18 protein-coding genes are annotated in these 22577 nt (G+C 67.4%); 9 read left to right on the forward strand and 9 right to left on the reverse strand.

The genetic code is table 11. The features are described 5' to 3' along the window. Window positions 1–187: 187 nt before the first annotated feature. From G341_RS0103515 to cofC, 3 genes are read right to left on the reverse strand one after another with little or no spacing between them, the layout of a single operon-like run. A complete protein-coding gene (locus G341_RS0103515; RefSeq protein ID WP_018177725.1) occupies window positions 188–1120 on the reverse strand; it encodes an NUDIX hydrolase in 933 nt (310 codons plus the stop codon). Next, on the reverse strand, window positions 1117–3396 hold the full coding sequence (locus G341_RS0103520; RefSeq protein ID WP_018177726.1) for an RNA degradosome polyphosphate kinase: 2280 nt from the start codon (window positions 3394–3396) through the stop codon (window positions 1117–1119). Before G341_RS0103520 ends, G341_RS0103515 begins: the two co-directional genes overlap by 4 nt. 17 nt (window positions 3397–3413) lie before the next feature. After that, window positions 3414–4091 (reverse strand): 2-phospho-L-lactate guanylyltransferase, encoded by a 678-nt coding sequence (gene cofC, locus G341_RS0103525; protein WP_081622410.1) that lies wholly within the window; start codon window positions 4089–4091, stop codon window positions 3414–3416. A gap of 93 nt (window positions 4092–4184) precedes the next feature. Here cofC and G341_RS0103530 point away from each other — a divergent pair, with 93 nt between their 5' ends. Continuing rightward, window positions 4185–5180: an NAD(P)H-dependent glycerol-3-phosphate dehydrogenase gene (locus G341_RS0103530; protein ID WP_026303206.1), complete on the forward strand. Its 996-nt coding sequence runs from the start codon at window positions 4185–4187 to the stop codon at window positions 5178–5180. An 18-nt stretch (window positions 5181–5198) separates the two neighbouring features. Here G341_RS0103530 and G341_RS0103535 read toward each other — a convergent pair whose 3' ends face one another. After that, on the reverse strand, window positions 5199–5813 hold the full coding sequence (locus G341_RS0103535) for a DUF3515 domain-containing protein (RefSeq protein ID WP_018177729.1): 615 nt from the start codon (window positions 5811–5813) through the stop codon (window positions 5199–5201). A gap of 29 nt (window positions 5814–5842) precedes the next feature. On the opposite strand from G341_RS0103535, the gene thiL reads away from it, so the two are divergent. From thiL to G341_RS0103550, 3 genes are all read left to right on the forward strand, one after another. Then, complete coding sequence (gene thiL, locus G341_RS0103540) at window positions 5843–6811, forward strand: thiamine-phosphate kinase (protein WP_018177730.1); 969 nt, start codon at window positions 5843–5845, stop codon at window positions 6809–6811. Window positions 6812–6874: 63 nt separating this feature from the next. Further along, on the forward strand, window positions 6875–7396 hold the full coding sequence (locus tag G341_RS0103545) for a gamma carbonic anhydrase family protein (RefSeq protein WP_018177731.1): 522 nt from the start codon (window positions 6875–6877) through the stop codon (window positions 7394–7396). Between the two features lie 3 nt (window positions 7397–7399). After that, window positions 7400–8074: a uracil-DNA glycosylase gene (locus tag G341_RS0103550; RefSeq protein WP_018177732.1), complete on the forward strand. Its 675-nt coding sequence runs from the start codon at window positions 7400–7402 to the stop codon at window positions 8072–8074. Window positions 8075–8161: 87 nt separating this feature from the next. Here G341_RS0103550 and G341_RS0103555 read toward each other — a convergent pair whose 3' ends face one another. Continuing rightward, the gene (locus tag G341_RS0103555; protein ID WP_018177733.1) at window positions 8162–8935 is read right to left on the reverse strand and encodes an enoyl-CoA hydratase/isomerase family protein; all 774 of its coding nucleotides are present in this window, start codon (window positions 8933–8935) and stop codon (window positions 8162–8164) included. A 15-nt stretch (window positions 8936–8950) separates the two neighbouring features. After that, the gene (gene rpmB, locus G341_RS0103560) at window positions 8951–9142 is read right to left on the reverse strand and encodes a 50S ribosomal protein L28 (RefSeq protein WP_018177734.1); all 192 of its coding nucleotides are present in this window, start codon (window positions 9140–9142) and stop codon (window positions 8951–8953) included. A gap of 240 nt (window positions 9143–9382) precedes the next feature. Between rpmB and G341_RS0103565 the strand changes: the two genes are divergently transcribed. The 3 genes from G341_RS0103565 to G341_RS0103575 are packed head-to-tail and all read left to right on the forward strand — an operon-like array spanning window position 9383 to window position 14095. Further along, window positions 9383–11080 carry a DAK2 domain-containing protein gene (locus G341_RS0103565; protein WP_018177735.1) on the forward strand — a complete coding sequence of 566 codons (1698 nt, stop codon included), beginning with the start codon at window positions 9383–9385 and terminating at the stop codon, window positions 11078–11080. Then, entirely contained in the window at window positions 11080–13356 is a 2277-nt protein-coding gene (recG, locus tag G341_RS0103570) for an ATP-dependent DNA helicase RecG (protein ID WP_018177736.1), read from the forward strand. The genes G341_RS0103565 and recG overlap by 1 nt, the downstream gene beginning before the upstream one ends. A gap of 43 nt (window positions 13357–13399) precedes the next feature. Beyond that, window positions 13400–14095, forward strand: a complete 696-nt coding sequence (locus tag G341_RS0103575; protein ID WP_018177737.1) for an HNH endonuclease family protein — start codon at window positions 13400–13402, stop codon at window positions 14093–14095. 4 nt (window positions 14096–14099) lie between these two features. Here the strand turns inward: G341_RS0103575 and G341_RS0103580 are convergent, their stop codons facing one another. Further along, window positions 14100–15059: an ABC transporter substrate-binding protein gene (locus tag G341_RS0103580; protein WP_018177738.1), complete on the reverse strand. Its 960-nt coding sequence runs from the start codon at window positions 15057–15059 to the stop codon at window positions 14100–14102. Window positions 15060–15262: 203 nt separating this feature from the next. On the opposite strand from G341_RS0103580, the gene G341_RS20870 reads away from it, so the two are divergent. Together G341_RS20870 and G341_RS0103590 are read left to right on the forward strand one after the other, a co-directional pair. Then, complete coding sequence (locus G341_RS20870) at window positions 15263–17137, forward strand: ABC transporter ATP-binding protein (protein WP_051092612.1); 1875 nt, start codon at window positions 15263–15265, stop codon at window positions 17135–17137. Then, the gene (locus tag G341_RS0103590) at window positions 17134–18873 is read left to right on the forward strand and encodes an ABC transporter ATP-binding protein (protein WP_018177740.1); all 1740 of its coding nucleotides are present in this window, start codon (window positions 17134–17136) and stop codon (window positions 18871–18873) included. Before G341_RS20870 ends, G341_RS0103590 begins: the two co-directional genes overlap by 4 nt. A 6-nt stretch (window positions 18874–18879) precedes the next feature. Here G341_RS0103590 and G341_RS0103595 read toward each other — a convergent pair whose 3' ends face one another. Together G341_RS0103595 and G341_RS0103600 are read right to left on the reverse strand one after the other, a co-directional pair. Then, a complete protein-coding gene (locus G341_RS0103595) occupies window positions 18880–19617 on the reverse strand; it encodes an SWIM zinc finger family protein (protein ID WP_018177741.1) in 738 nt (245 codons plus the stop codon). Next, window positions 19614–22493, reverse strand: coding sequence for a DEAD/DEAH box helicase (locus G341_RS0103600; protein WP_026303208.1), 2880 nt, complete (start codon window positions 22491–22493; stop codon window positions 19614–19616). Before G341_RS0103600 ends, G341_RS0103595 begins: the two co-directional genes overlap by 4 nt. Window positions 22494–22577: the final 84 nt, after the last annotated feature.

Consider the following 22577-nt stretch of genomic DNA (forward strand, 5'->3'; position numbering starts at 1 on the left):
AAGACCGCAGCCAAGAAGGCCCCGGCCAAGAAGACCGCTGCTAAGAAGGCTCCGGCCAAGAAGGCTCCGGCCAAGAAGACCGCAGCCAAGAAGGCTCCGGCCAAGAAGGCCGCAAAGCGTCGCTGACACGCCGCGCTTCACACTGAGAAGCGATCCCCGACGGACTTCCCACCGTCGGGGATCGCTTTTATTCGGCCACTGTCGGCAGTGGGCTGGGAATGTGGTCCAACGCGATCAGCCGCCCCTGGTACGACGACAGAACCCAGATGCTGCCCTTGCGATTACGGGTGGCCGGCATCGGCACGCCATCGAGTTCGGCCCAGCGCTTCAGCAGCGGGGGAATCACCTTGCCCTGGCTGCATACCGCGTGGATACGCCGCCGCCCGGCGATGGACCGCATCCGGTCCAGCGCGGCGTCGGGATCGGCGCTGTAGGCCTCCTCGGTCAGTAACGGCTCCGCGGTCACCTGCACGCCCAATTCGTCGGCCAGCGGCGCCACGGTCTGCTCGCATCGTGTGCGGTCGGCCGCATGCACGCGCTCGGCACCGAAGGCCAGCAGCAGCGGGACCAGGGCGGCGGCCTGCACTCGGCCGAACTTCTCCAGCGGACGCAGCCGATCGTCGCCCCGGTAGCGGGCCTTGCGACCGGCCTTTGCGTGCCGGATCAACAACGTCGTATGGGTATCGGCGGGGTACTGCCGGAATGCGCGCAATACTTTGCGATCGAGTTGGTAGGTCAGTTTCTTTGCAGCTGCATCGGGTGACAGCCAGCGCAATTCATCCACTTCGGAATTGGCGACGAATTGTCCCGAGATCGCCTGCGCAGCCCAATAGTGGACATGCTTGCGACGGCGCCCACCGCCGACGTCGTAACTGACTCTTCTGATGAACCGGCCCAGTCGGACGCTGTAACCGGTCTCTTCCTCGATTTCCCGAACAGCCGCTGCCACAACGGTTTCGCCGCGCTCGAGTTTGCCCTTGGGGAGGGTCCAATCGTGATAGCGGGGCCGATGCACGACCCCGATCTCGATATCGCCGCGTTCGTTCACGGGTCGCCACAGCACCCCGCCCGCCGCCTGCACGATGCCGTCCTCGGCAGGGTGCTCGAGCACCGAACTCATTGATGTGACCGGCGGTTGTGCCGGGCCATCAATTGGCGCTGATGATCTCGGACATCTTCGCCGGCCGCCGGCGAAGCCGACCAGCTGCCGTCGGAATTGAGCACCCAGCAGCGGGTTCGCGGATCGAGCGCGGACGCGAATACGTCGCCGAGCTCGCGCGTCAACCGTTCGTCGCGAACCTGCGCCATCACCTCGACCCGTCGATCCAGATTGCGGTGCATCATGTCGGCGCTGCCGATCCAGTATTCGCCGGCGGCGCCGAAATGCATGATCCGCGAGTGTTCCAGGAATTGGCCCAGAATCGATCGGACGCTGATGTTTTCGCTGATTCCGGGAACACCGGGCCGCAGGGCGCAGATACCGCGCACCACGATGTCGACCGGCACGCCGGCCTGTGACGCCCGATACAGCGCGTCGATGACCTGTTCGTCGACCAGCGCGTTGGCCTTGATCTGAACGAGTGCACCGGAATCGCCGTCCCGTTTGGCGGCGATCTCGCGGTGAATACGTTCGATGATTCCCGATCGCACACCATGCGGTGCGACCAGCAGGTTGCGGTATTCGTGCTTGCGCGAATAGCCGGTCAACGTGTTGAACAGATCGGTCAGGTCGGCGCCGATATCGGGATTGGCCGTCAGCAGGCCCACATCTTCATACAGCCGTGCGGTTTTGGGATTGTAGTTGCCGGTGCCGATATGGCAGTAGCGGCGGATCGTCGAGCCCTCACGCCGCACCACGAGGCAGGTCTTGCAGTGCGTCTTGAGTCCGACGAGGCCGTAGACCACGTGGACGCCTGCTTGCTCCAGTGCGCGGGCCCAGCGGATGTTGGCCTGTTCGTCGAATCGTGCCTTGATCTCGACCAGCGCCACCACCTGCTTGCCGGCCTCGGCGGCATCGATCAGCGCGTTGACGATCGGGGAGTCGCCGGAGGTCCGATACAGGGTCTGCTTGATCGCCAGCACCTGCGGGTCGGCGGCGGCCTGCTCGATGAACCGCTGCACGCTGGTGGAGAACGAATCGTACGGATGATGAACGAGGACATCGCCTTCGCGCAACGTTTTGAAGACGCTCTTCGGGGTCTCGCGTTCGCCGAAGGCCGGGTGGGTGGCCGGGACGAACGGCGGGTCCTTGAGCGCCGGTCGGTCGACCGCGTACACCTGGAACAGGCAGGACAGATCGAGCAGGCCGGGCACCTCGATCACATCGGCCGGGTCGACGTCGAGTTCGCGCAGCAGCAGTTCGAGCATGTGCTCGCTCATGTCATCGGCGACCTCGAGCCGCACCGGCGAGCCGAAACGTCGGCGGGCCAGTTCGCGTTCGAGGGCCTGCAGCAGATCCTCGTCGCGATCCTCGACCTCGAAGTCGGCATTGCGGGTGATCCGAAAAACATGGTGTTCAACGATTTCCATGCCAGGGAACAAATAGTCCAGGTGGGCCGCGATCAGATCTTCCATCGGCAGGAAGGTGATCCGCTGCGGTGACGGCGATGCCTGCACGGACGAGTCGTCGGAATCGGAAGCGGGCGTGGTCGGCATCAGTTTGCCGACCTCGATGAAGCGATTGACGTTGTCGGGCACCTTGACTCGCGCGAACCGCTCGCCGCCATCGGAGATCGCGTCGTCCATGATGCCGCCCTTGACGCCGCGCGCCTCGATCCCGTCGACCGGCCCGGAGTCGCGCACCGTCACCGCGAGATTCAGGCTGAGGCCGCTGATGTACGGGAACGGGTGCGCCGGGTCGACGGCCAGCGGCGTGAGCACCGGGAACACCTCTTCATGGAAGTACTCCGACAGGCGCTGCCGCTCGGGCGTCGAGAGGTCCGACCACGACACCACATGCACATCGGCCGCCGCGAGCGCGGGGCGCACCGAGTCGAGCCAGACGCGCGAATGTCGCACCGCCAACGTCTGCGTGCGACGAGCGATGCGTGAGAGCTGTTCGCGCGGCGACAGACCGTCCGCCGACCGCACCGATAGGCCCGTCTCGTCGCGGCGCTTGAGCCCGGCCACCCGGACCATGAAGAACTCGTCCAGATTCGACGCGAAGATCGCGAGGAACTTCGCGCGCTCCAGCAATCGCAGCGACGTGTCCTCGGCGAGTGCCAGCACCCGGCTGTTGAAATCGAGCCAGCTCAGTTCGCGGTTCAGGTACCGATCGGCGGGCAGGTCGGCCGTCTCATCCGGTAGCTCGGTCTCGGCGGGCGGTGCCGTGGGCAGGCTGTCGGTGTCGACGGCTGCCGACGATCGAGTCGATCCGGATGATTCTGATGCGCTCACTCACACATCATCGCCCATCAGCGGACGCGATGCGTCAGCAATGGTGCCGTCGCGGCGCCGACGCCGAGATCGGTGACCACCAGCAGATCTTCGGGGGTGTCGACGTCGGCACGCAGCCCGGGCCAGTTGCCGGTCAGCTCGATGGCGCCGACCGCGGCATGCGCCGCGGCGGAACCGGGACCGAAATGCAGCGGAACCTGCTGTGCCGCAGCCGAGTCGGCGGTCGCCGCCGATCCCGGCGGCGCGGCGAACAACGTGGTGGTCCCGGAGCCGTCGCGGTCGGGGACGAACGCCGCCGCGGCGCCGTCCGTCAGAACGCGTTCGGCGGCTGCGGCTGCGGCGGAGAGCTCGGCCGGACGCACGGCGGGCAGATCGGCCTGCACGATCAGTACGCCGACGGAGGGGTCGGCGCGCCACGCGGCGGCCAGCCCGAGGGCGAAGGCTCCGTTGATCGATCCGGTACCCCCGGCGGGCTCGGGAACGGCTTGCGCACCAAGCGCATTCGCGGCGGCGAGCACATCGGCGTCGGGGCTGACGAGAATCGCGGTATCGGCGACCTCGGGAAGCACCGCCGACAGGGTGTCGGCGAGCATCGCCAGCACGAGCTGCCGCCGGACGTCCTCGTCGAAGTGATCGGCCAGGCGTGACTTGGCGTCGGTCAGCTGCTTGACGGCGAGCACGGCTGTCCAACGCATGGGTTCATCATGCAGCAGCGGTCCCACCGGGCTGCCGGTGGCTATCCACCCCTCGCCTCGCTCGGCCGGACTAGTCTTTCCCCCATGACAGCGATGCGTGCAGTGGTCATGGGCTCCGGTTCGTGGGGGACCGCGATGGCGAAGGTCTTCACCGACGCCGGCACGGATACCCGGTTATGGGCGCGTCGACCCGAGTTGGCGGACGCCATCAACTCGCAGCACGTCAACCCCGACTACCTCCCCGGCATCGAGTTGCCCTCGGCGCTCCGGGCCGTCAGCTCGGTGCCGGACGCACTCGAGGGCGCCGACCTCATCGTGTGCGCCGTGCCGTCCCAGACCTTGCGGGCCAACCTCGGCGACTGGCTGCCGCACATCCCGGCGGACTCCACGCTGATGTCGCTCGCCAAAGGCATTGAGACGTCAACGCTTTCCCGGATGAGCCAGGTGATCGCCGACGTGACCAAGGCCCGCGTCGACCGGGTCGCGGTGCTCTCGGGGCCGAATCTGGCGAAAGAGGTGGCCATGGGGCAGCCGGCCGCCACGGTGGTGGCGTGTGCGGATGAGGAGCGCGCCAAGCAGATTCAGGCCGCATGCTCCACCGGCTACTTCCGGCCGTACACCAATACCGATGTCATCGGCTGCGAGGTCGGCGGCGCGCTCAAGAACGTCATCGCCCTCGCCTGCGGCATGGCGTCGGGAGCCGGCTTTGGCACCAACACGACCGCCACGATCATCACCCGGGGACTGGCCGAGACCATCCGCCTCGGCATCGCCCTGGGCGGCCGCGCGGACACGCTCGCCGGCCTCGCCGGGGTCGGCGACCTGGTGGCGACCTGCTCGTCGCCGCTGTCGCGGAACCGCACATTCGGCACCGCCCTCGGCGAGGGCAAGTCCGTGGACGAGGCGCAGGCGGCGACCAACGGGCAGGTGGCCGAGGGCGTCAAGTCCTGCGGACCGGTGCGGCAACTGGCCGCCCAGCATGGGGTGGAGGTGCCGCTGACGGACGCCGTACAGCAGGTCTGCCACGAAGGGCTATCGGTCCGAGACGCGATGGCGATGCTGTTGGGTCGCAGCACCAAACCCGAGTAGCGGGCCGGCCCCGTTCGATCAGGACGTCGGCGGGGCGGGGGCGATCGACGGCTCCGGACCGAGGTCGAGCGGTCCAGGGGCGAGATGCTTGGTGACGAGTGCCGACAGCTGGGTGATCGCGGCGTTGCCGGCGTTGTTCGGGACCCACAGTGCCACGTACGGGCGGTGGTCCACACAGTAGAAGAGCTGTCCGTCGGCGCCGGTCTTGGTCGAGGCGGTGAACCATTGCACGCCGTTGACCTGGTCGAGCTTGGACGTGTCGTTGAACTCGGCCGGCCGGTCGACGCCGCAGCGGACCTGGATCGGTCCGGGCATCTCGTTACCTGCGGGCCATTCGGCGTAGCCGTTCTTCATCCGTTTGTCGTCGAATCCGTCGAAATGCGCGGGCAGCTCGGCCATCAGCTGGGTGCAGTGCGGGTCGGCGAGCTGCGACGCCGACAGCTTCTCCAGATCGGTGCGGTACTTGGCGTCGTCGCTCTTGAACAGGACCACACCCAGCACGATCACCAGCACCATGACCGGGATCGCCACCAGGGTGGCGGTGACCGCCGGGCTCAGCCGGTGGCGGGACGCGGCGTCGTCGGAAGCAGGGTCGGGAGCTGCTTGATCGTCGGGATCTCGGCTGTCGGGCACACATCATTGTGACCGATAGGGTTGCGGGCATGCCGGACCCGGGTAGTGATCGCAGCGGCGTCGGTCCATCGGTCGCCGACGTCGGCGAGCGCGAGTTGCTGCGCCAGATCGCGCGGATCGTCGACGCGGCGCCGCAAGCGACCGAGACCATCGTCGGTATCGGCGACGACGCGGCGGTGATCCGCGGCGCGGCGTCAATGGTCGTGACGACCGACGCGCTGGTGGACGGTGCCCATTTCCGGCTCGACTGGTGTTCGCCGGTGCAGGTCGGTCGGCGAGCGGTCATCGCGAATGCGGCCGATGTCGCGGCCATGGGCGGGCGCACCACCGCCTGCGTCGCCGCGATCGCCGCGCCCCCGTCGACGCCGGCGCGCACGGTGCTCGGCATCGTGGAGGGGCTGGCACAGCAATGCGCGGACATCGGAGCCGCGGTGGCCGGCGGCGACCTGGTGGCCGCCGCGCAGATCGTGGTCACCGTGACGGCGGTTGGGCAGCTGGACGGGGATGCGGTGCTGTTGTCGGGGGCGCGCGACGGGCAGCGGCTCGCGGTATCCGGACCGATCGGGGCCGCGGCAGCGGGTCTCGCCGTGCTGAGCGCCGGTGTGGACGGCTTCGACGATCTCACCGACCGCTACCGTGTGCCGCCGACCGACCTCGCGGCCGGTGTGCGCGCCGGGGAGGCGGGCGCGGCGGCGATGACCGATGTCTCCGACGGCCTGGCTGGCGACGCCCTCGCGCTGGCCACCGCGTCCGGGGTGCGGCTGCGGATCGACCCGGAACGGATTCCGGTGCATCCGAGCATATTTCGGGCGGCCGAGGTGCTCGGCCGGGACCCGCTGGGCTGGGTGCTGGGCGCGACGGACGACCATGTACTGCTGGCGGCATTCCCCGGGCCGGTCCCGTCGGGCTGGACGGTGATCGGTGACGTCGCCGCCGGCGATCCGCGGGTCGACGTCGTCGGCGTGCCGGATCCGCCCGACGGCTGGCATTCCTTCTGACCCGTCCCGACCTTCCGGCCATCCCGGCCCGACCGGATTCCCGGCTGGCGGTAGGTTCGCTGCATGGCTATCTATGCGCTGGGTGAGCGCGAACCGAAGCTGGGTGAGGGTGCCTGGGTGCATCCGGATGCGGTGGTGATCGGCGACGTGGAGCTCGGCGCCGGGGTGTCGGTGTGGCCGACCGCCGTGCTGCGGGCCGACTACGGACGCATCATCATCGGCGAACGCACCAATATCCAGGATGGCACCATCATTCACTGCACATTCCAGGACAACACGGTGCTGGGCCGCAACTGCGTCGTCGGCCACAACGCGCATATCGAGGGCGCCACCATCGGTGACAACGTGCTGATCGCGTCGGCGTCGGTGGTGCTCAACGGATCCACCGTCGGCGACGGTGCCGTGGTGGGCGCCGGTGCCGTGGTGCCCTTCAAGTTCGACGTGCCGCCCCGGCGGATGGCGCTCGGGGTACCGGCGAAGATCCGTGAGGGCTACGAGGTGCCCGAGGGGCATACCGATCTGAATATCGAGCTGTATTCCAACAACGCGGCGTACTACCGCGACAACCTCCGTCGGTTGGACTGAGACGTGGCCAAACCGCTTGCCGAACTGGTGGATCCGGGCTGGGCGCGGGCCCTCGCTCCGGTCGAATCGAACATCGCCGCGATGGGAGACTTCCTGCGGGCCGAGATCGCCGCCGGCCGTGGATACTTCCCGTCCGGCGAGAACGTGCTGCGCGCTTTCACCCAGCCGTTCGATCAGGTGCGGGTGCTCATCGTCGGGCAGGATCCATATCCCACGCCGGGACATGCTGTCGGGCTGAGCTTCTCGGTCGCCCCGGATGTGCGGCCAGTTCCGCGCTCACTCCAGAACATCTACTCCGAGTACACCGAGGATCTCGGCTTGCCGCGCCCCGACCACGGTGATCTGTCGGCGTGGGCGAATAACGGTGTGCTGCTGCTGAATCGGGTGTTGACCGTGGCGCCCGGGGCGCCGGCCTCGCATCGTGGCAAGGGCTGGGAAGCGATCACCGAATGCGCGATCAAGGCACTGGTGGCGCGAGATCAACCGCTGGTCGCGATCCTCTGGGGCAAAGATGCTGCGGGACTGCGGGCGTGGATGCCGGACGTTCCGACGATCGTGTCGGTGCATCCGTCGCCGTTGTCGGCATCACGCGGGTTCTTCGGGTCGCGACCGTTCTCGCGGGCCAACGAGGCCCTAGAAGAACTCGGCGCAGAGCCCATTAATTGGAGCCTGGGTTGACCGACGTAGACCCAACTAGACGCGACAAACCCGCACTCGAAAGAGCGCGGGTTTGTCGTTGAGTGTGGGGTTTGCGCCTGCGGCAGGTCAGCTGGGCCAGTTGGCCTTGCGCTTGCCGACGAAGGCGTCGACGCCTTCGATGCCCGTCGGGGTGCCCGACAGCTGCGAGATCGACTGCGCCTCGGCGTCGAGCTGGTCGGCCAGCGTCGAGGAACCGGACGCATTGAGCAGACGCCGGGTGGCCTGTGCCGCGGCCGACGGTCCGTTGGCGATCTCCTGGGCGGCGGCGAGCGCGGTGTCGTACACCTCGTCGTCGGCCACGATGCGCGAGAGCAGCCCGATGCGCTCGGCCTCGGCGGCGTCGAGCACGCGGTTGCTCAGAATGATGTCGCGGGCGCGGGCAGCGCCGACCACTCGCGGCAACGACCAGGTCATGCCACCGTCGGGGGAGAGGCCAATGCCCAGGTAGGCCGGCCGGAACTGGGTCGAGGTGCCGCCGATCGCGATGTCCGCATGGGTGACGATGCTCATGCCGGCACCGGCCGCCCACCCATGGACCGCGGCGATCACCGGGATGTCGACGCGCGAGAGCACCTCGATGAACCTGTGGAAGTCGCCTGCGAGTCCCAGGAGGTACTCGGGGCGATCGTCGGCCGCCGCGAAGGCGCGAACGTTGCCGCCCGCACAGAAGTTGGCACCCGCGCCGTACAGCAGGATGGCCCGAATGGAGCCGTCTGTTGCCGCCGACGAATTGAGGGCTTCAGCGCCGGCGATCTTCGCGTCGCGGTCGAGCGACGTTCCGTTGGCCGAACTGGAGACAGCGACGTGCAGAATGCCGTCGCGGATTTCAACCGCGCTCATCTGATCGCGTGGCTCTTAGCCGCGGGCGACCTTGCCGGCCTTCAGGCAGGACGTGCACACGTTCATCCGGCGCTTGTTGCCCGGCGCGACGACGGCGCGCACCGACTGGATGTTCGGGTTCCACCGACGGTTGGTACGCCGGTGCGAGTGCGAGACCGACTTGCCGAAGCCGGGGCCCTTTCCGCAGACGTCACAGACGGCAGCCATGGCGGAACTCCTCTAATCGAAAACTGGTGGTCAATGGTCTTCCCGGTGGCTGGGGGACGTTCTACGAACGCCGCGACCCGCCCGGGGCAACCGTTCCACAATAGCCGCCCAGACCCTGTCAGGCCAAAACGAGCCGCCCGTCGGGCGATCGTCGGGGTTGTCCGTACCCTTAGTAGCGGTGAGCCAGTCGGGAGAAGGGGTGCATGGGTGACCCAGAATACTGTTCCTTCGCCGCAGTCCGTGCCGCCGCAGCACCCGCAGGCGACGCGTGATTCCGGCAGCTCAGTGCCGGTCGACCCGCAGCTGCTGCGCGACTGGATCGCGACCTGCGTGGCCGGCCTCGATGAGGTTCGCGGCGAGATCAACGACCTCAACGTATTCCCGATCCCTGACTCGGATACCGGCAGCAACATGCTGCACACCATGACCGCCGCGCTGGAGGCGTTGCAGGCGCTCGATGATGACGCGGACCTGCTGGCCGTGTCGCGGACGATCGCCGAGGGTGCCGTGGGCGGCGCTCGCGGGAATTCGGGCGTGATCCTGTCGCAGGTCATGGTGGGTCTGGCCGACGCGGCCGAGCTCGGCAGCGATGCGCAGTCCGCGCTCACCTTCAATGCACTCTGCGTCACGGGGCTGCGGATGGCGTCGCTGGGTGCCAAGCGGGCCGTGAGTGATCCGATGGAGGGGACGGTTCTCACGGTGCTGCGTGCCGGCGCCGCCACGGCGGCCGAGCATGCCGCCGATTCGCCCGCCGACCTGGCCCGGGCGGTCGCGGACAGCTGCGCCGAGGCGCTCGACGCCACGACCGAACAGCTGGACGTGCTGGCCCGCAGCGGCGTCGTCGACGCCGGCGGCCGCGGCCTGCTGGTGCTGATGGATTCGTTGGTCAAGGTCGTCACCGGGGTGTCGGCGCGGCGCCGGCGGTACACCGGCGCGCTGGCCGGCGGCGGCGACCCGATCGGTCACGCGATCGGCGAACCCTGCGGTGACGGCGGATCGGACGAGACGGGATTCGAGGTCATGTACGTCCTCGATCAGACCGCCGCGGAGCAGATCGCCGAGCTCCGCGCCGCCCTCGACGCGATCGGCGAGGCGGTCGTCATCGTTGGCGACAGCTCCGACGCCGGCAGCGAACGGTTCTCGGTGCACGTGCACACCGATGCGCCCGGCGTGGCGGTCGAGGCGGGGCTGGAGCGCGGCCGGGTCTCCGATGTCCGCATCAGTTGCTTTCTGCTCGATGCCTTCCGGGCGTCCGGCGGAACCGAGGGTCGGCTGCCGACCCGCAAACGCGCCGTGGTCGCCGTGGTCAAGGGTGACGACGCCGCCGAGCTGTTCGCGGCGGAGGGAGCGACGGTGGTGCGTTGCGACGGCGGCCTGAGCGCCGACGTGCTCGCCGCGGCGATCATCGAACTCGACAGCGCCCATGTCGTCGTGATGGCCAACGGGGCGCTGCCTGCGCAGGAGCTGCTGAATGTGGCGGCATCGGCACGATCGCGGCACCGGTCCGTGGTGATGCTGCCGACCGCGTCGATGGCGCAGGCGTTGGCCGCCATGGCCGTTCACGACATTTCCCGCCCCGCCGACGACGACGCCTACGCGATGGCGGAGGCGGCCGCCGCCGCCAAGTATGGGTCGGTGACCGTCGCGTCCGAGCGGATGCTGACGTTCGCCGGCATGTGCGAGCCCGGGGATCTGCTCGGCAAGATCGGCGACGACGTGCTGGTGATCGATCCCGATCGGGACGGTGCCGCGGCCGCGCTCGTCGATCTGCTGATGGCCACCGGCGGTGAGCTGATCACCGTGCTGGCGGGTTGCGACCTCACCGAGGAGGCGCTGGAGAAGCTCGAAGAGCATGTGCGCGTGCATCATCCGGGTGTAGAGCTGGTCTCGTACCGGTCCGGTCAGCCGGATGAGCTGATGCAGATCGGCGTCGAATAGTGGCGGTGCTGTCCGATCCGCTCGAATCGGTGCTGGGCGCCAAGGTTGCGGAATCGCTGGCCGAGGAGATCAAGGTATTCACGGTCGGTCACCTGGTGCACTATTTCCCGAGCCGCTATGTGCGCCAGGGATCGCTGTCGCCGGAGAAGCTGCCCGATACGGGCGAACGAGTGACCGTGGTGGCACGCATCGAACGCGCCGACGTGGTCAACATGCGCCAGCGTCGCGGGCAGATGCTGAAGATCGTCGCGAACGATGGTCACAACAAGTTCACCGTGACGTTCTTCAATCCGAAGTTCATCCGGAATCGACTCAAAGCCGGTGTGCGCGTGATGCTCTCCGGCGAGGTGTCCTACTTCCGCGATCAGCTCCAGCTGACCCATCCGGAGTGGATGGTGCTGCCGGACGACGGGCTGAGCATCGAGACCGGTGTCGGTTCGGCCGAATTGACCAGCGTCGTGACTGCCCTACGCGATCGGCAGGATGGTGAAGGGGCGGACGCGCCCGAGGGCCGCTACGTCGGGGATTCGGCCGGCGGTCTCGATCTTGCCGACTTCGACCGCGCGCTCGTGCCGGTCTATCCCGCCACCCGCAAACTGCAGACCTGGGACATCTGGAGTCACATCCGGACGGTGCTCAAAATTCTTGAGCCGGTGGCGGATCCGCTACCGGAATCCGCCCGTGCCGAGCGGGGGTTCGTCGACGAGGACACGGCGCTGCGCACGGTGCATTTCCCGGAGACCGAGGACGAGGTGGCCGCGGCGAAGGAACGCCTGAAGTTCGATGAGGCGTTCGCCCTGCAGGTCGCGCTGGCCGAACGTCGCCTCGCCGACCGGGATCAACGTTCACCCTCGATCGTGCACGTGTCGGGCGGGCTGGAAGACAAGCTCTACGAGCGTCTTCCGTTCACCCTGACCGGCGGTCAGCAGATCGTCGTCAACGAGATCTACGAACAGCTGGCGTTGCCGCGGCCGATGAGCCGGTTGCTGCAGGGCGAGGTGGGCTCGGGCAAGACCCTGGTGTCGCTGCTGACGATGCTGCGCGCGGTCGACAACGGTTACCAGTGCGTGCTGCTCGCGCCGACGGAAGTTCTTGCGGCACAGCATTACCGGACCATCACCACGCAGCTGGGTGGGCTGGCCAAGGCAGGGGAGCTGGAGGGCGAACCCGGCGCCACTCGGGTGGCACTGCTGACCGGCTCGATGAAGACCGCGGGCAAGCGCACCGCGCTGCTGGAGGTGGTATCGGGTGATGCCGGCATTGTCATCGGCACGCATGCGCTGCTCGAGGAGCATGTCGACTTCTTCAACCTCGGCTATGTAGTGGTGGACGAGCAGCACCGATTCGGCGTCGAGCAGCGCGACGTGCTCCGTGGCCGGGGCCGCGACGATGTCGTTCCGCATCTGCTGGTGATGACGGCGACGCCGATTCCGCGCACCGTCGCGATGACGGTCTACGGCGATCTGGAGACGTCGACGCTGCGGGAGCTGCCGCGCGGGCGCCAACCGATCACCACCACCGTCGTGCCGACCCGGCTCCCGTCGTGGGTGGAACGCGTCTGGCAGCGGGTCGACGAGGAGGTCGAGGCCGGGCGCCAGGCGTACGTGGTGTGCTCGCGCATCGGCGACGATCCGGACGCAAAACCGAAGTCCAAGAAGAAGTCCGGGGACGGCAAGGAGGACAAGACGGTCGCGGTGGTCGACCTGTTCGCGCAGCTGTCGGCCGGGCCGCTCGGCAAGCGGCGGATCGCCATGCTGCACGGCCGGATGCCCGGAGACGAGAAGAACGCGATCATGGACGCGTTCACCGCCGGTGATATCGACATCCTGGTGTCGACGACGGTCATCGAGGTCGGCGTCGATGTGCCGAACGCGACCACGATGGTGATCGTCGATGCCGAACGCTTCGGCGTCAGTCAGCTGCATCAGCTGCGCGGCCGGGTCGGCCGTGGCGGGCTGCCGGGCCTGTGTCTGCTGATGACGGGCGCGCCGGAGGTGTCGCAGTCGATGGAGCGGCTCAAGGCCGTCGAGAAGTCGAATGACGGTTTCGAATTGGCCCGGGTCGACCTGGCGCAGCGGCGCGAGGGCGACGTGCTCGGCGCTGCGCAGTCGGGCGAGACGTCGTCGTTGCACTTCCTGTCGCTGCTGGAGGACGACGACATCATCGCCGACGCGCGGGAGCTGGCCGATGCGCTGTTGGCGACGAAGTCGGTGTCGCCGGAGCTGGTCGATCAGGTGCTGGGCTCTGATCGGGCCGGCTATCTCGACAAGTCCTGAGGACGACGGAACGGTCCGACGCTGCTGGTACGTCTCATGATTCGTGAGGCGTATCGAGCTGTCCGGTCGGCAATGGGCGACCCTCGGTGCCGCGACGCTGGTCGCGGTCCTGGTTGCCGCCTCCAGCTGGCGCACACATCGCCCACCGCCCACGTCGCCGGATGGGCTCGCGTGGATCGCCGAGCTGCGGCTGATCCCGCAGGTTCCGGATCGGGTGAAGCGAAAAGACTACGAGCGCACCATGTTCGGTGCAGCCTGGACCGACGAAGTCGATGCCATCGGTGGGCGCAACGGCTGCGATACCCGCAACGACATCCTGGATCGCGATCTCACCGACAAGACCTATGCCGCCGTGCGGAGCTGTCCGAGGGCCGTCGCCACCGGCGATCTGCGCAGCCCCTACACGGGTGACTTCGTGTCGTTCCGTCGTGGCGCGCAGACCGGAGCCCAGGTGCAGATCGACCACATCGTGCCGCTGGCCTACGCCTGGGACATGGGTGCGGCGCTGTGGGATCGCGCCGAGCGCGAGCGATTCGCCAATGATCCGGCGAATCTACTTGCTGTCGACGGTGATTCGAACCAGGACAAGGGCGACCAGGAGCCGGCCCGATGGATGCCGCCGAATCGGGGGATCGGGTGTCAATATGCCGTGCAGTTCGTCGTCGTAACCAAGACGTACGGGCTGTACCTGGATCGGCCGTCGGCGGTGGTCCTGGATCGAGCGTTGCGGAGATGCTGAGGGTTTAACGAACCGCGCCCAGCGTCGGGTCGAGCCGATCCAGCACGTAGTCGATGCCGCCTGGCGACGGCTGGTTCAACGCGGTGATGTCCTGCAGGGACAGGAACGTGTATGCGTTGTTCCGGACGGCCGTGAGGTTCGTATATCCGGGGAGATGGCCCAGCCGTTCCTGCAGCGCGGGCGTCGTGGCGCTGATGACGAGAAGATCGGCGTTCAGCATGGGGACCTGCTCGGCGCTGAGGGCGAATCGTGCCTGCCCCGCCTTCTTGCCCTCGGCCACCAGCCGCGGATCGATCTGAAATCCGAGCTGGCTGAACAGCTTTGCCGCGCCATCATTAGGGTCGGCGAGCACTTGAATCTGATCGGCGCCGAAGATCAAGGCGAACGCATACGTCTTGCCGACGATATTCGGATGACTCTGCCGTAGCGCCGCGATCTTCGCGTTGGTGTCCTGGATGATCTCATTGGCGCGGCCCGGCTGATGGATGATCGTGCCGAACAGCCGCACCATGTCTTCCCACGGGTCGACCTGCTGCCCGCTGATCTTCCCGATCATCGGCGCGATGTTGGCCAGGGCCTGGGTCTGCTCCTGGCCGAATCCGGGCGCCAGAATCAGGTCCGGCCTGGCCTTGGCGACTTGGCCGACTGCGTCGCCGCCGACCTGGATCAGCGGGACGTCCTTCATCTTGCCGCCGTACCAGGGATGGTCCTCTTTGGTCTGTTGCTTCAAGCCGTCGTAGTACGCGACGGGAGTGATGCCGAATTGCAGAGCGATGTCGGTCCACTGGTCACCCAACGTGACGATGCGCTTGGGCGTGCCGTTGATGGTGACCGACGTGCCGTCCGGCAGATTGACTTGAACCGGGTCGCGTTTGTCGTCGGCTGCCTTGCTGCTGCAACCGGCGAGCCCGAGGGTCGCCGCGATGATAACGACCACCAGAATTGTCAGGCGCCGGGCGATCATGCCGCCACCGAGTGTTTCACCTGTGCGACCCGATGGCTGAAGCCGGTGCGGCCGAAGCCAACACGGCCGGAATGGAAATCGAACCCTTGTCGCTCACCGATCGTCCTCAAGTTAGGTTTGCCAAACTTTATGAATATGTGTTGGCTTTGTCAAAAGTAAACTAAGCCTTGCCTAACTTGTGATGGAAGCCTAGGGTTCCGGCCATGGTTCTTGTCGAATCGCCCAGCGCTGTCGTGGAACTGCCCGAGAGCACCGACCCGCCGACCGACCCGCGCGCCGAAGCGAAAGTCCAGCGAGCCGCGCTGGCCGAGATGCTCTCGCCGGTCCGCGACCGAATTCGCGTTGCGCAACTCGTCCAGCTGCTGGCGTCCGCTGCCACGGTCGTGCCGTTCATCGGGGTCGTCGAGCTCGGCCGTACTCTCCTGAAGTCGGGACCGCTGGATACAGGTCGGGTCTGGGCCATCGTTTTGTTCGTCCTGGCCGGGCTGTTCGTGCGAGCGGTGGGATCCGCTGCCGCACTGTCCATCACGCACTTCGCGGACATCGAGTTGCAGGCCGTTCTTCGCCGCCGGATCGTCGACAAGCTGGGGCGGCTGCCGCTGGGCTGGTTCACGCGGACATCGTCGGGTCAGGTGCGCAAGGCGACGCAGAACGATGTGGCCACGCTCCATTATCTGGTGGCCCATGCCAATGTGGAGACCACGGCTGCCGCCACTACTCCGGTATTCGCGTTGATCTACTGCTTCACGCTCGATTGGCGCCTCGGGCTGCTCGCCATCGCGACATTGCCGCTGTACGTTCTGGCCTACGCCTGGATGATCCGCGACATGACCGACCAGATGGCGAAGATGAACGCCGGCATCGAACGGATCAGCTCCACGATCGTCGAGTTCGTCGCGGGGATCTCGGTCGTCAAGACGTTCGGTCAGACGGGCAAGGCGCATCGTCGATTCGCCGATGCCGCAGACTCTTTCAACGATGACTTCGCCGGGTACGTCGGTCCGTTGCTGCGGCTCGAGGCCGTTGCGGCGATGGTGCTGTCGGCGCCGCTGATCCTGCTGGTGAATCTTGCCGGAGGCTATTGGTTCATCGACAGCGGTTGGGTGGAGCCGATCGAGGTGCTGGGATCGGCCCTGATCGCGATGACGCTGCCCACGGCCATCATCACCGTGAGTATGTCGATGCACAGTCGGCAGGATGCCGGTGCGGCCGCGGGCCGGTTGTTGCAGCTGCTGGCGCAGGAAGAGCTGGCGGAGCCGGTCAAAGCAGCCGTACCCCAGAATAATTCGGTCGAGTTCGATGATGTCGAATTCAGCTATCGGTCTGAGACTGGCGACGCGGTCACGGCGGTCGACGGTGTGACGCTGACGCTGCCCCCCGGCAGCCTCACCGCGCTCGTCGGCCCGTCCGGCAGCGGCAAGTCCACGCTCGCGACGTTGGTGATGCGCTTCAATGACGTCGACTCCGGGGCGGTGCGCATCGGTGGGGTCGATGTGCGGAACATCGATCCGGCGGCGCTCTACCAGCGGGTCGGATTCGTCCTTCAGGACGTGTCGCTGCTCGGGATCAGCATCCGCGACAACATAGCCCTTGCGCGCCCGGACGCCGGCGAACGGGACATTCGGGCGGCGGCCGCCGCAGCCAACATCGACGGTCGAATCATGGCTCTGCCCAGGGGATATGACAGCGTTGTCGGCGAGCATGCGCAGCTCTCCGGTGGCGAGGCGCAGCGCGTGAGCATCGCACGCGCGTTGCTCGCCGACGCCCCGATTCTCGTGCTCGACGAGGCCACCGCGTTCGCCGACCCGGAGTCGGAGGCGCAGATCCAGGAGGCGATCGGACGACTGGTCGCCGGGCGGACGGTCCTGGTGATCGCGCATCGACTCGGCACCATCGTGCACGCGGACAACATCGCGGTGCTCGTCGACGGCCGCATCGCCGAACAGGGCAAGCACGACGATCTGGTCGCCGCCGACAGCGTGTACGCGTCGATGTGGCGAAGCTACCTGGCTGGCAGCGCGCACCTGGACGCCGAGCTCGCCCATCGCACATCTATCGACGGAGAGAGCCCCGAATGATCCGCGGATACTTCACGATCCTGGCCGACGAGCGCGGCCGAATGATTCAGTTCCTCGCGTGGGCAAGCATTTTCGGGATCGCGCAGGGGCTGGCGATGCTGGTGCTGGTGCCGATCGCCCAAGCCTTCCTCGACGGCAACCTGGACACGGCGGCGCGATGGCTGTGGGTGCTGCTCCCGCTGGTCATCGTTGCCTCGGGCACCTTCTACGTGCAGGCGATGAAGGGAATGCAGATGGCCTTGTACACCATGCGCGCCCTGCATCACCGCCTCGGCGATCACCTCGTCACCCTGCCGCTCGGGTGGTTCAGCCGTGAGCGCGTTGGGCAGGCGTCGCAGATCGCCGTCAAGGGAACGTTGTTCGTGGGCAGCGCCGGCGCGCATCTCTTCACGCCGGTCGTCACCAACGCGGTGAGTTCGGTGACCGTGGTGATCGGGCTCCTGTTCATCAACTGGCAGATCGGTCTCGTGGCGGTGCTCGGTCTGCTGGTGCTGTGGGCCGTGGGGGCGGGTGCGAGCCGCATGACCGCATCCGCGGAGAACCTTAATCACGGTGTCGCCGTGGACGTCAACAATCGCGTCGTGGAGTTCGCCCGCGCTCAGCCGGTGCTGCGCGCGTTCGGCAAGACCGGCACCGAGTATGTCCCGCTGCGCACGGCCCTGGACGAGCAGCATCGGGTGGGAAAGACAGCGCTGACCCGATCGGTCGTCGGGATCATGGGCAACGGCCTCGCGGTGCAGGCGGTGTTCACGGGCATGCTGGCGTTCTGCGCGTGGATGGCGGTGACCGACCGGATCGAGCCGGCCCTGCTCATCGCGGTCATCGGTCTGGTCGCCAGGTTCACCGATCCGATCGCCGAACTGGCCCAACTCGGATCCGCGCTGCGGACTGCCGGTACCGAGATCGACCGAATCGCGGAGATACTAAAGACCGAGGCGATGCCGGTACCCGCGCTGCCGCAGCAGGTCGACACTGTCGGCGAGCTGGAGTTGGCCGGGGTGGCCTTCGGCTATGCGAACGCTGCAGCGGATCGGCCAGTACTGCAGGACATCAGTTTTCGCGCCAGCCCGGGCACGTTGACGGCACTGGTCGGACCGTCCGGGTCCGGCAAGACCACGGTGACGCGACTCATCGCCCGGTTCTACGACGTCGATCAAGGGGTCGTCCGGGTCGGCGGGGTCGACGTGCGCGATCAAGAAGCCGAAAGCTTGATGAGCCAACTGTCACTCGTGTTCCAGGACGTCTACCTGTTCGACGACACGCTGTGGGAAAACATCAAGATCGGCAATCCCGGTGCGAGCGATGACGAGGTTCGCGCGGCAGCCGAGGTGGCCGGCGTCGACAGCATCGTGCATCGCCTGCCGAACGGTTGGCAGAGCCGGGTCGGGGAGGCCGGAACCGCGCTCTCGGGTGGGGAACGACAGCGAATATCGATCGCTCGTGCCCTGATAAAGAACGCTCCGATCGTGTTGTTCGACGAGGCCACGAGCGCTCTGGACCCGGAAAACGATGTGCACGTGACGGCGTCGATCCGGGAACTGGCTGAGCGCAGCACGGTGCTGGTGATCGCGCACAAGCTGTCCACGGTCGTCGGGGCCGACCAGATTGTCGTCTTGACGCACGATGGTCGGATCGACGACATCGGTACTCACGACGAACTTCTTGCCCGGGGCGGGCAGTATCGCGAGTTCTGGGATCAGCGGATGGCAGCCGTCGGATGGTCTATGGCCCACTAGCGAGGGTCAGCCGCCGGATCGTCGCAGCGCCAGGTAGAGCTCGGCGAGTTCGTCGATCGACTCGGCGATGTCAAGCTGATTGGTTCCGCTGGCCCGCAGTGCCGCAGCCAGTTTCGTGGCGTCGAGCTCGGTGAAGGGGTCGATCGGTGGCGGCTGCGGAAGCGGCGGTAGGGCGGCGGTGGGGGGCTGCAATCGACGGCGTGACGGCGTCGTTGACGGGTTCTCATCGGTCCCGCGCAGTGTGGCGAGCAGTCGGCCGAGGTCGGCGCCCATCATCGTCAGCAGCGCGGCGGGGTTGTCGTCGATGACGGTCGTCAGTTCGTAGCTCGTCGCCAGGACATGGATGCAGCGCACCGTCTCGTCCGGGCAGCTGCAGGCCGACCGTATGTCCGCGGATTCGGTCGGAATGATCAACTCACCCAGTATCTTCGGCTGCTCGCCGCGGGCGACGGCCATCAGATCCGGGGTGGCGTCGGCGCGGGCCAACAGTTCCAGAACGGTGTCGGAATCGACGGTGCGGGTGGTCAGTTCGACCTCGAACGGATCGAGCTGGCTGCCCTGCACCATCGCCGTCACCACGCCGGGCCGCACGCGCAGATCCATCACCTGCCGATCGCGGAAGTAGCTGCGCGCCTTGTTGACCCGGCGCACGTCGCTGGGCTGATCGATCACCGCGAGCAGCGCCTTCGACCAAGGGGTCAGCGCGTAGCCGCGGATCGGCTGTTTCTTCTTGCGGGCGCTCATTCGCTGACCGCCTCGTCGCGTAGTCGCATCAGATCGAAGAGCTCGTCGTCGCCGATCTCCGACAGCCAGTTCTCGCCGACCGACACCGTCAGGTCGGACAGCTCGCTCTTGGCGGTGATCATCTGGTCGATCCGTTCCTCGAGCGTGCCGACGCAGACGAACTTGCGCACCTCCACGCGCTTGGTCTGCCCGATGCGATGGGCGCGGTCGGTCGCCTGGTTCTCGACCGCCGGATTCCACCAGCGATCCAGGTGCACAACATGATTCGCCGACGTCAGATTCAATCCGGTGCCGCCGGCCTTGAGGGACACCAGCAGGGCCGGCGGGCCGCCGCCATCCTGAAAACGTTCGACGATGCCCATCCGCTCGGCGCGCGTGAGGCCGCCGTGCAGAAAGGGGACGTCGCCGTCGAGCTCGCGGGACAGCCAGGGGCGCAGGATCTCACCGAACGCGGTGAACTGGGTGAAGAGCAGCGCGCGCGCGCCGTCCGCGGCGACGCCGGCGAGCAGGTCCTCCAGCAGTTCGACCTTGCCGGATCGATGCGCGCCCCCACGCAGCACCGCGGACCCGTCGGCGAGGTAGTTGGCCGGGTGGTTGCAGACCTGCTTCAGCCGCGTCAGGGCGGCCAGAACGGTGCGCCGGCGCAGCGCGTTGTTCCGTTTGTCGGTGGTGGATCCGGTGAGCGCCAGCATCAGATCGTCGACCACGGCCCGATAGAGCGCCGCCTGCTCGACCGTCAGGTTGGTGCGCAGCACCAGCTCGGTCTTGTCGGGGAGGTCGGCGACGATCGTCGGATCGGTCTTGACGCGTCGCAGAATGAACGGCGACGTCACCGCCGTCAGTCGGCGTACGGCCTCGGGATCCCGCTCGCGCTCAATCGATTCGGCGAAGCGCGCCTTGAAGACGGACGGCGAGCCCAGCATTCCTGGATTCACCAGATCGAGCACCGCCCGCAGGTCTTCGAGGCGGTTCTCGACGGGGGTGCCGGTGAGGGCGATGCGATGGCGCGCGCCGATCTTGCGCAGCGCCTTCGCCTGCGCGGTGGCGACATTCTTCACGTGCTGCGCCTCGTCGACGACCAGCCGATGCCAGGGAACGTCAGCTAGGGTCGCCGTATCGCGAGCGGCCAGCGCGAAGGTGGTGACGGTGACGTCGCACGCGGCGGCGGCCGCGGTGAACTTGGTTCCGCGAACACGGTCATTACCGTGATAGACAAGGACTTTGAGGTCAGGCGCGAATCGACCGATCTCGCGTTCCCAGTTGCTGACGACCGACATCGGGCAGATGATCAGGGTCGGCCCGGCGTCCGGATCGCGGGCCAGTCCGGCGCAGATCGCCGCTATCACCTGGATGGTCTTGCCCAGACCCATGTCGTCGGCGAGCACTGCACCGATCCGCAGACCTTCCAGATGCTGCAGCCAGTCGAGCCCGCGGCGTTGGTAGGGCCGCAGCTCGGCGTCGAGGGTCGCGGGCTGCTCGGTCGGCGGCGGCGCCAGCGTGCCGCCCCTCGCGATCTCGTCCAGCCAGCCGAGGCCGTGCACCGAGTCGACCGGCACCGGCAGCGCGTCGTCGGCGCCCGCCACCAGGTTGAACAGTTCGCCCATATCGGCGGGCTGGCCGGATGCCGCGAGGGCCTGTTGTGCGGCAATGAATTTGGCGGCCCGGGTCAGCGCCGCTCCTTGTGCGCGCACCCAGACGCCGCGCACCCGCACCAGATCGCCGGCCTGGTTCGCCAGATGATCCAGCTCGGCGGCGTCGAACACGTCCGAGCCGATGGCCAACTGCCACTGGAAATCGCGGATCTCATCGAACCCGACGATCGCGTCGCGGCCGCGGCTCATGCCGACGGGTTGGCCGCGCAGGTGCAGGCGTGGCCGGACGGTCGCCAGTCCGCGCGGCAGCAGGACGTCGAATCCGGCGGCGCGCAGCTGGTCGGCGCCGGTGTCGAGGAGCTCCTCGACGGCGGCGGTCGGCAGGAGGAAATCGAGTGAATATCGGTCATGTCGAGCGGATTTCAGGGTGGGGAAGGCCCGCATGGCGCCGGCCAGCTCCGTGGTGATCTGATCGACGTCCGCCGGATCCATGCCGCGCAGGTCGACGGCCTCGTCCGGCTTATCGATGCTGCGCTGACACACCTGCAGCCGCCAGTAGTCGATATCGGCATCGTCGAGCGCGTCGGAATCGTCGTCGGGTTCGAAGAGCCTTAGCACGACAGAGGATTCGCCATCGGTCACCGAGTACGCCCACTCGGCCCAGGCCCGAGATGCGCCGGCCAGCCGGTCTGGCGCGATCGGTTGGGTGTCGGCACCGAGCATCAGCGCGTTGACGATCGGGGAGCGCAACGCCGAGACCTTGCCGACCAGCTGCCTCGCCTGCTGATCGACCAGCTCCTCGCAGAAATCGTCGACCGCGGCCGTTCCGCCGTTGTCCCGCAGCAGCTGCGGTGTCGCGGTGGCGAGGTCGCGGCGCCATTGCCGCCACGTCGGTGTCTCCAGCGGGCGCCACCGCAGCGTGGCCTCGCCGGCGGTCCGGACGATTCCCGGCACCACCGAACCCGCCGCAACGAATGCCTCGACCCCCTGCCGGATATGGCGATAGAAGGCGAGTTCGGCGCCGGGCTCGTCGATCGTCAGCGAATCGAGCAGCTCGGTGGCTGCCGACGGACCGAGCGTCAGCGACGCCGCGAGAATCCGGCGGCGGTCGACCGTGAGCTCGATGCGGCGACGCAGGGTGCGACCGGAGATCAAGGCGGCGATCGGCCCCGGGAGATCGTCCGGGACCGGTTCGGAGACCGGCGCACCATCGGGGTCGCTGAACCACAGCGATAACCCGACACCCGGGCGCCAGATGGCGCGCGGGCTGGTCGCTGGGGACATGGCGACCATCGTGGCACGGCAGGCCGACATATCGAGCCTGTCTCCGGCCGGCAGGAGGTCGGCGCAGGCCAGACAGAACGCGCT

It is taken from the genome of Jongsikchunia kroppenstedtii DSM 45133 (assembly GCF_000380485.1).
Lineage (GTDB): Bacteria > Actinomycetota > Actinomycetes > Mycobacteriales > Mycobacteriaceae > Jongsikchunia > Jongsikchunia kroppenstedtii.

What these genes read in the sequence shown, in the direction of transcription:
- G341_RS0103515 (WP_018177725.1), bottom strand. Translation starts at nt 1,120, where the DNA reads ATGAGTTCGGTGCTCGAGCACCCTGCCGAGGACGGCATCGTGCAGGCG.
- cofC (WP_081622410.1), bottom strand. Translation starts at nt 4,091, where the DNA reads ATGCGTTGGACAGCCGTGCTCGCCGTCAAGCAGCTGACCGACGCCAAG.
- G341_RS0103530 (WP_026303206.1), top strand. Translation starts at nt 4,185, where the DNA reads ATGCGTGCAGTGGTCATGGGCTCCGGTTCGTGGGGGACCGCGATGGCG.
- thiL (WP_018177730.1), top strand. Translation starts at nt 5,843, where the DNA reads ATGCCGGACCCGGGTAGTGATCGCAGCGGCGTCGGTCCATCGGTCGCC.
- G341_RS0103545 (WP_018177731.1), top strand. Translation starts at nt 6,875, where the DNA reads ATGGCTATCTATGCGCTGGGTGAGCGCGAACCGAAGCTGGGTGAGGGT.
- G341_RS0103555 (WP_018177733.1), bottom strand. Translation starts at nt 8,935, where the DNA reads ATGAGCGCGGTTGAAATCCGCGACGGCATTCTGCACGTCGCTGTCTCC.
- rpmB (WP_018177734.1), bottom strand. Translation starts at nt 9,142, where the DNA reads ATGGCTGCCGTCTGTGACGTCTGCGGAAAGGGCCCCGGCTTCGGCAAG.
- G341_RS0103580 (WP_018177738.1), bottom strand. Translation starts at nt 15,059, where the DNA reads ATGATCGCCCGGCGCCTGACAATTCTGGTGGTCGTTATCATCGCGGCG.
- G341_RS20870 (WP_051092612.1), top strand. Translation starts at nt 15,263, where the DNA reads ATGGTTCTTGTCGAATCGCCCAGCGCTGTCGTGGAACTGCCCGAGAGC.
- G341_RS0103590 (WP_018177740.1), top strand. Translation starts at nt 17,134, where the DNA reads ATGATCCGCGGATACTTCACGATCCTGGCCGACGAGCGCGGCCGAATG.
- G341_RS0103595 (WP_018177741.1), bottom strand. Translation starts at nt 19,617, where the DNA reads ATGAGCGCCCGCAAGAAGAAACAGCCGATCCGCGGCTACGCGCTGACC.
- G341_RS0103600 (WP_026303208.1), bottom strand. Translation starts at nt 22,493, where the DNA reads ATGTCCCCAGCGACCAGCCCGCGCGCCATCTGGCGCCCGGGTGTCGGG.